8 protein-coding genes are annotated in these 9,244 nt (G+C 65.3%); 3 read left to right on the top strand and 5 right to left on the bottom strand.

Annotation, left to right across the window (positions count from 1 at the left end; genetic code table 11):
- The coding region (locus tag F8K16_RS03235; RefSeq protein WP_294946864.1) for a dihydroorotate dehydrogenase at window positions 1-652 on the bottom strand (652 nt) is incomplete at its 3' end.
- Here F8K16_RS03235 and F8K16_RS03230 point away from each other — a divergent pair.
- Window positions 651-1,118 (top strand): tRNA (cytidine(34)-2'-O)-methyltransferase, encoded by a 468-nt coding sequence (locus F8K16_RS03230; protein WP_294946862.1) that lies wholly within the window; start codon window positions 651-653, stop codon window positions 1,116-1,118. The two genes, F8K16_RS03235 and F8K16_RS03230, sit on opposite strands and share 2 nt — an antisense overlap.
- A gap of 164 nt (window positions 1,119-1,282) precedes the next feature.
- Here F8K16_RS03230 and F8K16_RS03225 read toward each other — a convergent pair whose 3' ends face one another.
- Genes F8K16_RS03225 through F8K16_RS03210 form a run of 4 tightly spaced genes read right to left on the bottom strand, consistent with a single transcriptional unit; the run spans window position 1,283 to window position 3,501 of the window.
- Window positions 1,283-2,269 (bottom strand): NAD(P)H-dependent glycerol-3-phosphate dehydrogenase, encoded by a 987-nt coding sequence (locus F8K16_RS03225; RefSeq protein ID WP_367122698.1) that lies wholly within the window; start codon window positions 2,267-2,269, stop codon window positions 1,283-1,285.
- Window positions 2,266-2,751 carry a protein-export chaperone SecB gene (gene secB, locus F8K16_RS03220; RefSeq protein ID WP_294946860.1) on the bottom strand — a complete coding sequence of 162 codons (486 nt, stop codon included), beginning with the start codon at window positions 2,749-2,751 and terminating at the stop codon, window positions 2,266-2,268. Before secB ends, F8K16_RS03225 begins: the two co-directional genes overlap by 4 nt.
- Before the next feature lies 1 nt (window position 2,752).
- Window positions 2,753-3,010: a glutaredoxin 3 gene (gene grxC / locus F8K16_RS03215; protein WP_294946858.1), complete on the bottom strand. Its 258-nt coding sequence runs from the start codon at window positions 3,008-3,010 to the stop codon at window positions 2,753-2,755.
- Between the two features lie 35 nt (window positions 3,011-3,045).
- Complete coding sequence (locus F8K16_RS03210; protein WP_294946855.1) at window positions 3,046-3,501, bottom strand: rhodanese-like domain-containing protein; 456 nt, start codon at window positions 3,499-3,501, stop codon at window positions 3,046-3,048.
- Window positions 3,502-3,585: 84 nt separating this feature from the next.
- On the opposite strand from F8K16_RS03210, the gene gpmI reads away from it, so the two are divergent.
- Both gpmI and gltB read left to right on the top strand, forming a co-directional pair.
- A complete protein-coding gene (gene gpmI / locus F8K16_RS03205) occupies window positions 3,586-5,181 on the top strand; it encodes a 2,3-bisphosphoglycerate-independent phosphoglycerate mutase (RefSeq protein WP_294946852.1) in 1,596 nt (531 codons plus the stop codon).
- Window positions 5,182-5,277: 96 nt separating this feature from the next.
- Window positions 5,278-9,244, top strand: a 3,967-nt coding sequence (gltB, locus tag F8K16_RS03200) for a glutamate synthase large subunit (RefSeq protein ID WP_294946849.1), incomplete at its 3' end; no start/stop codon positions are given.

Raw genomic sequence — 9,244 nt, 5'->3', positions numbered from 1 at the left:
GGCCGGACAGGCCGCCCTGATTGTTGCCCAGCGTCGGGCGGCGGGTGTGGATGTCGATGCTCATGCCCATAAGCGTATTGATGGCGCTGAGCATGTCGGCGCCGGCATCAATCACCCGTCGCGCGCCCTCGGCGATGTCCGTCTGGTTGGGCGAAAGCTTGACGATCAGCGGCTTGGTGGTGGCCGCGCGGCACACCTCCGTCACCCGCGCAGCCATCTCCGGGTCGTTGCCGAAGGCGGCCCCGCCCTTCTTAACATTGGGGCAGGAGATGTTCACCTCGATGGCGGCCACCGGCGTCTCGTCGAAGCGGCGGGTCACCTCGGCGTATTCTTCCAGCGTGCTGCCGGAGACATTGGCGATGTAGCGTGTGGCCGCCCAGTCCAGCTGAGGCAGCAGCTCGTTGACCACCCTGTCCACGCCCGGGTTTTCCAGCCCCACGGAATTGAGCAGCCCGCAGGGGGACTCCTGCACCCGCTCCGGGCGGTTGCCCTTTTTCGGTTCCAGCGTGGTGCCCTTCATGAAGATGGCCCCCACCTGCCGGTAATCGAAGCCGCTCACCCGGCGGTACTCCAGCCCATAGCCGGCGTTGCCGGAGGCCATGGCCACCGGCGTGTTAAACTTCACGCCTTTCAGTTCGATCGACAGATCCATGCTGCATCTCATTCTCTACGAGCCGGAAATCCCCCAGAACACCGGAGCGCTCATCCGCCTGAGCGCCAACACCGGCGCCTGGCTCCATCTGGTCGAGCCGCTGGGCTTCGACCTGTCGGAAAAGAAGGTGCGCCGCGCGGGCCTCGACTACCACGAGCTGGCCCGCGTGCGAGTGCACCCCTCGCTCGACGCCTGTCTGGAGGCGGTGCGCCCGACGGCACTCTATGCACTCACCACCAAAGGGCGCCGGCTCTACACCGAGCCTCGCTACCAGCCCGGCACCGCTTTTCTGTTCGGGCCGGAAAGCCGCGGCCTGCCCGATGAAGTGCTGGCCCGTCTTGACGATGCCCACCGCCTGCGCATTCCCATGCGCGAGGGCGTGCGCAGTCTCAATCTGGCCAATGCCGTCTCCGTCGTCGCCTACGAGGCGTGGCGACAGCTGGGCTTCCAGCCGCTCGACGGCTGACCGGCCCTTTCAACACGGGGTCTCCCCCAATTTTGCCGGACGTCCTGCGGGCCGCGCGGCAAAAAACACGCTTTTTCGCCCCTGTGCGGCCCTTTTTCCAAGATTTTCCGGTTTTTTCCGGGCCGGACAGATTTTCACCCCGTAAAAATGGGGGAGACCCCTGTCTAAACCAACCGCTCCGCCTTCAGATCCCGCTCGAACAGGCAGGTGACGGCTTCCTGCGGCGTGCGCTCGCCGCGAATGACGGCATACACCTGCTCGGCAATGGGCAGTTCCAGCCCATGCGCCCGCGCCTTGCGGTGCACCGCCTCGGCGGCGCGCATCCCTTCCACCACGCCACCCACCTCGCCCACCTCGCCTCGGGCCAGCTGCAGACCGAAGCGGCGGTTGCGGGACTTCTCATCGGTGCAGGTGAGCACCAGATCGCCCACGCCGGTCAGGCCCATGAAGGTGTCCGCCCGGGCGCCCAGCGCCACCCCCAGACGCATCATCTCCGCCAGGGCGCGGGAGATGAGCGCGGCGCGGGCGTTGGCCCCCATGCCCAGCCCGTCGCTGACGCCGGCGGCGATGGCCATGACATTCTTGCAGGCGCCGCCCACCTCCACGCCGATGACATCATCCTGCGTATAGACGCGGAACAGATGATGATGCAGCACCTTCGCCCACCATTGAGCCTCTTCGGCGTCTTCGCTGGCGCTGACCATGGCGGTGGGCAGGCCGGCGGCCACCTCCTCGGCGAAGGTGGGGCCGGAGATAACCGCACATGGCGGGCTGTCCAGCGCCTCGGCCACCACCTCGTGCAGCATGCGTCCGCTGGGCAGGTCAAAGCCCTTGGTGGCCCAGGCAAGATGCTCGGGCCGGGGCAGCGCGGCCAGCTGCGCTACCAGTTCGGCGAAGGCGTGGCTGGGCACGGCGATCAGCACGCCGTCGGCCTCCGCCACCGCCTCCTCCAGCGTGGCGGTGACCGTCAGATTGTCCGGAAAGGAGTGGCCGGGCAGATAGCGCCGGTTCTCACCGTCGCGCGTCATGGCTTCGGCGTGCCCGGCACGGTGCGCCCACAGGGCGACCTGGTGGCCGCAGCGAGCCATATGCAGCGCCAGCGCCGTTCCCCAGGCGCCGGCACCCAGCACGGCGATGCGATGCACGCTCACTGGGCGGTCTGTCCGTCCTCCTGCTGGGCCTGCTGCTGCATCTGCTCGGCGTACATCACCTCGAAGTTGACCGGCTCGAGCAGCAGCTGCGGGAAGCCGGCGCGCACCACCAGCTCACTGACCGCCTCGCGCAGGTAGGGGAAGAGGATGTTGGGGCAGTGCACGCCGAGAATGTAGTGCGTCTCCTGCTCGGCGTAGCCCTGAATGACGAAGATGCCGGCCTGATCCACTTCCACCAGAAAGGCCACATGGTCATCCACCTTGGTGGTCACCGTGCCGCGCACCACCACGTGGAACAGACCCATCTCCGGCTCCAGCACCTCGGAGGTGACATTGAGGTCCACCTCCAGCTGGGGCTTGAACTCCACGGTGAAGATGCCGGGCGAGTTGGGGCACTCCAGCGAGATGTTGCGGGTGTAGATCTTCTGAATGGCGAAGACCGGCTGCTGCGCCTGCTGTTCGGTGTTGTTCTGCTCGCTCATGTCACGCTCCTTTCAACAGTTCGTCCAGTTTGCCCTGCGCCTCCAGCGCGTGCAGGTCGTCACAGCCGCCCACATGGGTCTCACCGATGAAGATCTGCGGCACGGTGCTGCGCCCGCTGCGGGCCTCCATTTCCTGCCACAGGGCGCGGTCACGCCCCACATCGATCAGCTCGTAGTCCACTCCCTTGCTCTCCAGCAGGCGGCGTGCCATGGTGCAGTAGGGGCAGGTCTGTGTGGCGTAGACGACAACTTTCGGCACGGTGTTCTCCTCCAAGGTGGCGGCCCCGCGGGCCTTCAGGACTTTTTTGTCTTCTTCTTCCCCTTCCTGCGGCCCTTCTCCAGTGGCAGCCCGGCGTTCTGCCAGGCCATGATGCCACCGGAGAGATTGTGCACCTTCTCGTAGCCGGCCTTGGCCAGCTGGGCGCAGGCGCGGGCGGAACGGCTGCCGCTGGCGCAGTAGACCAGCATGGGATCCTGCTTGCCGACGGACAGGCTGCCGCTTTCAATGCGGCCCTTGAGCTGGCTGACGGGGATGTTGACCGCGTCCACCAGATGACCGCCGGCATACTCGGCCTCCGAGCGCACGTCGAACACGGCGGCGCCGTCATTGATCAGCCGGGTGGCCTCGGTGGTGTCCACATTGCGGTAGCCCTGCAGACGGTCGCCCACATAGCTGAACACCAGCATGGAGACGATGATGATCAGGGCCAGAAACAGCGGCCACTGCTGCTGCACGAATTCCAGAAACATGACACTCCTTTGCACGGGTCGTCGGCGGGACGGCTGATTTTAACAGCCCGACCCTTTACAATAAAGCGGTTAAAAGTCTCAAAAATGGACGCACACATGCCCAAAAGCCACAAGAAGTACAAGGTCAAACACCGTCCCACCGGCCTGATCATCCTCGACGGCTGGGGCTGGCGCGAGGAAGCCGAGGACAACGCCATCGCCCAGGCCAACACCCCCGTTTTCGATGCCCTGTGGGAGCGCTGCCCGCACACGCTGATCAACACCTCCGGCAGCGTGGTCGGCCTGCCGGACGGGCAGATGGGCAACTCCGAGGTGGGGCACCTGAACCTGGGTGCCGGTCGCACCGTCTATCAGGAACTGACCCGCATCGGCCTGGCCATCCGCGACGGCTCCTTCTTCCACAACCCCGTGCTGGCCGAGGCCATCGACCGGGCGGCGGAAAACGGCCATGTGGTGCATGTGCTCGGCCTGCTGTCCGACGGGGGCGTGCACAGCCACATCGACCACATGAAGGCCACCGTCAAGATGGCGGTGGAGCGCGGCGCCAAGGTGCGCATCCATGCCTTCACCGACGGTCGGGACGTGGCGCCCAAGTCAGCATTGGAATACCTGGCGGAGCTGGAGGCATTCATCGCGCCGCTCAAGGGCGTGCGCATCGCTTCCATCGTGGGCCGCTACTTCTCCATGGACCGGGACAACCGCTGGGAGCGGGTGCGCGAGGCCTATGACGTCATCGCCTGTGGCGAGGCGCCCTACACCGCCGACAGCGCCAGAGAGGCCATCGAGATGGCCTACGCCCGCGGCGAGACGGATGAGTTCATCCACGCCACCGCCATCCGCAACAAGAAGGGCAAGGTGACAAAAGTGAAGGATGGCGATGCCATCATCTTCACCAACTTCCGCGCCGACCGGGCGCGCCAGCTGACCCGCGCCTTCATCGAGAAGGACTTCGCCGAGTTCCCCCGCTGCCACGCGCCGGCGCTGTCCACTTTCGTCACCATGACCGAATACAACAAGAACTTCGACGGGCTGGTGCGGGTGGCCTTCCCGCCGCAGAAGCTGAAGAACACCTTTGGCGAGTGGGTCAGCAGGCTGGGCCTGAAGCAGCTGCGCATCGCCGAGACGGAAAAGTACGCCCATGTCACCTTCTTCCTCAACGGGGGGCGCGAGGCGCCCTTCCCGGGCGAGGAGCGCATCCTGATCCCGTCGCCCAAGGTGGCCACCTACGATCTCAAGCCGGAGATGAGCGTCTTCGAGCTGGCCGACAGGCTGTGCGAGGCGATCCGCTCCGGCGAGTTCGACACCTTCGTGTGCAACATCGCCAACCCGGACATGGTGGGCCACTCCGGCAAGATGGACGCCTGCATCAAGGCGGTCGAGGCGGTGGACAAGGCGCTGGGGCAGATCATCGAAGCGCTGGAAGAGGTGGATGGCGAGGTGATCATCACCGCCGACCACGGCAACATCGAGCAGCTGCGCGATCCGGTCACCGGCCAGCCGATGACCTCCCACACCACCAATCCGGTGCCGTTCATCTATGTGGGTCACAAGAAGTGCCGCCTGCGCGAGGGCGGCGGCCTGCCGGACGTGATGCCCACCCTGCTGGATGTGATGGACCTCCCCATTCCGGAGGAGATGACCGGCGAAAGCCTGTGCCACCCCGAGGAGGCGGCCAGCTAAGCGGTTGAATTGCCGAACATCGGGGCGCTCGCTTATAATGCCGCCCCATTTTTTCGCCGACCCTGCGAAAACGAACCGTTGAACAGGAACCACGCTATGAACATGCTGCAATCCCTGGGCGGCCTCTACCGCCCCGAGTTCGAGACGGAAAACTGCGGCTTCGGTCTCATCGCCCAGATGGACGACAAGCCCAGCCATCAGCTGCTGCGCACCGCCATCGAGTCGCTGGCGCGCATGACCCACCGCGGCGGTGTGGCGGCCGACTGCTGCACCGGCGACGGCTGCGGCCTGCTGATCAAGAAGTCCGACGCCTTCTTCCGCAAGGCGGCGGCTGAGGCCGGCATCGAACCGGGCGAACGCTACGCCATCGGCATGATCTTCCTCAGCCAGGACGCGGCCAAGCGTGAGAAGGCCATGCGCACGCTGGAAGAGAAGCTCACCGCCCAGGGATTGCAGGTGGCCGGCTGGCGGGATGTGCCGGTGCGCTCCAAGGTGCTGGGCGAACAGGCCGCCGGCATGGAACCGGAGATCATGCAGATCTTCGTCAACGCCCCGGCGGATATGGACGAGGACGCCTTCAACCGCGCCCTGTTCGTCGCCCGCCGCCAGACGGAGATGGAGATCGAGCCGGAGGATGAGGATTTTTACGTGGCTTCCCTGCACACCCAGCTGGTTTCCTACAAGGGGCTGGTGATGCCGCGGGAGCTGCCGGAATACTACGAGGACCTCAATGACGAGACCTTCGAGTCCTCGCTGATCTCCTACCACCAGCGTTTCTCAACCAACACCCTGCCCCGGTGGCGGCTGGCGCAGCCGTTCCGCTTCCTGGCCCACAACGGCGAGCTGAACACCATTCGCGGCAACCGCAACTGGGCGCGCGCCCGTCAGACCAAGTTCCAGACGCCGCACATTCCGGAGCTGCACACCCTCAAGCCGCTGGTGTCGCAGGAAGGCTCCGACTCCTCCAGCCTGGACAACATGATCGAAGTGCTCACCATGGGCGGGCTGAGCGTGTTCGAGGCGCTGCGGCTGCTGATCCCGCCGGCGTGGCAGAACGTGCCGCACATGGATCCCGACCTGCGCGCCTTCTTCGAATACGCCTCCATGCACATGGAGCCGTGGGACGGCCCGGCCGGCATGGTGCTCAACACCGGCCGCTACGCCATCTGCGCGCTGGACCGCAACGGCCTGCGTCCCACCCGCTATGTGATCACGAAGGACCGCACCATCACCTTTGCCTCCGAGATCGGCGTCTATGACTACGACGAGGCCGATGTCGTCGAGAAGGGCCGCCTCAAGCCCGGTCAGGTGATGGCGGTGGATCTGGAGACCGGTACCCTGCTGCGCCCTGAGGACATCGACCGCGAACTGGCCCGGCAGCACCCCTACCGGGAGTGGATGGACAAGGGCTACCACGCGCTGGAAGACCGCGCCGACCTGAGCGAGAAGATCATCGGCTTCGACGACAGGACCGCCGAGCTGTATCAGAAATACTTCATGGTCACCTTCGAGGAGCGCGATCAGGTGCTGCGCGTGCTGGCCGAGGACGGTCAGGAGACCACCGCCTCCATGGGTGACGACACGCCGCTACCGGTGTTCTCCAAGCGCCCGCGCAGCGTCTATGACTACTTCCGTCAGATGTTTGCCCAGGTGACCAATCCGCCCATCGACCCGCTGCGGGAGAACATCGTCATGTCCCTGGCCACCAGCTTCGGGCGGGAGCGCAACCTGTTCGAGAAGGGGCCGGAGCACGCCCACCGGCTGGATGTGTCCAGCCCGGTGCTGACGCCCTCCCAGTTCAACATGCTGCTGACCCAGGCGGACGAGGGCTACCGCCATGTCATCCTCAGCCTGCACTACAACCCGACTGAAAAGTCACTGAAACAGGCCATTGAGGACCTGACCCATGCGGCGGTGGACGCGGTCAGGGACGGCATCACCATTCTGGTGCTGTCCGACATGGGCATCGAGCCCGACCTGCTCACCATCCCGGCCCCCATGGCGGTGGGTGCGGTGCACCACCGTCTGGTCAACGAAGGCCTGCGCCCTGACGCCAATATCGTGGTGGAGACCGCCACTGCGCGCGACCCGCACCACTTCGCCGTGCTCATCGGCTATGGTGCCACAGCGGTCTATCCCTATCTGGCCTACGAGGTGCTGGAAGACCTGCTGCGCACGAAGGAGCTGTCCGACGCCAACAGCCTGCACTTCTACATCCGCAACTTCCGCAAAGGCATCAACAAGGGGCTGTTCAAAATCCTGTCCAAGATGGGCATCTCCACCATCGCCTCCTACCGTGGCGCCCAGCTGTTCGAGATCGTCGGCCTGCATGACGAGATCGTGGATCTGTGCTTTACCGGCACCACCAGCCGCATTCAGGGCACGAAGTTCGAGCATATCGAGGCGGATCTGAAGAAGGTGGCCCAGCGCGCCTTCAACCCGCGCCGCACACTGGAACAGGGCGGCCTGTTCAAGTATGTGCACGGCGGCGAATACCACGCCTACAACCCGGATGTGGTCAACTACCTGCGTCAGGCGGTGCAGACCGGTGACAGGGCGATTTATCAGAAGTTCGCCGACGCGGTCAACAAGCGTCCGCCCATGACCATCCGCGACCTGCTCAAGTTCCGAGACGACATCCAGCCGATCGATCTGGATGAGGTGGAGCCGATCGAGAACATTCTCAAGCGCTTCGACTCGGCGGGCATCTCGCTGGGCGCCCTGTCGCCGGAAGCCCATGAGGCGCTGGCCACCGCCATGAACCGCCTCGGCGCCCGCTCCAACTCCGGTGAGGGCGGCGAGGATCCGGCCCGCTACGGCACCGAGAAGATGTCCAAGATCAAGCAGGTGGCCTCCGGCCGCTTCGGCGTCACCGCCCACTACCTGCGCAATGCCGAGGTGATCCAGATCAAGATCGCCCAGGGCGCCAAGCCGGGCGAAGGCGGTCAGTTGCCGGGCCACAAGGTGGACCTCTACATCGCCAAGCTGCGTCATTCCGTGCCCGGCGTGACCCTCATCTCACCGCCGCCGCACCATGACATCTATTCCATCGAGGATCTGGCGCAGCTGATCTTCGATCTCAAGCAGATCAACCCCAACGCGCTGATCTCCGTCAAGCTGGTGGCCGAGCCGGGCGTGGGCACCATCGCCGCCGGCGTGGCCAAGGCCTACGCCGACCTGATCACCATCTCCGGCTATGACGGCGGCACCGGCGCCAGCCCGCTGACGTCCGTGAAATACGCCGGCTCGCCCTTCGAGCTGGGCATCTCCGAGGCCCATCAGGTGCTGCGCGCCAACGACCTGCGCGGTCAGGTGATCCTGCAGGCCGACGGCGGCCTCAAGACCGGTCTGGATGTGATCAAGGCGGCCATTCTGGGCGCCGAGAGCTTCGGCTTCGGCACCGCCCCCATGATCGCGCTGGGGTGCAAATACCTGCGCATCTGCCACCTGAACACCTGTGCCGTGGGCGTGGCCACGCAGGACGAGCGTCTGCGCAAGGAGCACTTCATCGGCCTGCCGGAAATGGTAATGAACTACTTCCGCTTCGTGGCCGAGGAGACGCGCGAATGGCTGGCGAAGCTGGGCGTGAAATCCCTGGGCGAGCTGGTGGGCCGCGTTGACCTGCTGGAGGTGATCGACAACCCGCCCACCGACAAGATGAAGAGCCTCGACCTCACCCCGGTCATCACGGATGGCGGTGTGCCGGAGAGCAAGCCGCACGTGTGCCAGGTGGCCCGCAACAACCCGTGGGACAAGGGCATGCTGGCCGAGCGCATGGTGCGGGAGATGCTGCCCGCCATCGAGAACAAGAGCGGCGGCATCTTCCACTATGAGATCAAAAACACCGACCGCTCCATCGCCGCGCGCGTGGCCGGCGAGATCGCCGAGCGCTACGGCAACCACGGCATGGCGGACACCCCCATCATCGTCAAGCTGAAAGGGGTGGCCGGCCAGTCCTTCGGCGTGTTCAACGTGGGCGGCCTGCACCTGCATCTCGAAGGCGACGCCAACGACTATGTGGGCAAGGGCATGGCCGGTGGCGAAATCGTCATCGTGCCGCCGG

The organism is Sulfurivirga sp., from assembly GCF_015490265.1.
Classification (GTDB): Bacteria; Pseudomonadota; Gammaproteobacteria; order Thiomicrospirales; family Thiomicrospiraceae; genus Sulfurivirga.
The sequence above is the reverse complement of the archived record's forward strand: the minus strand, read 5'-3'. Positions and strand labels throughout refer to the sequence as shown.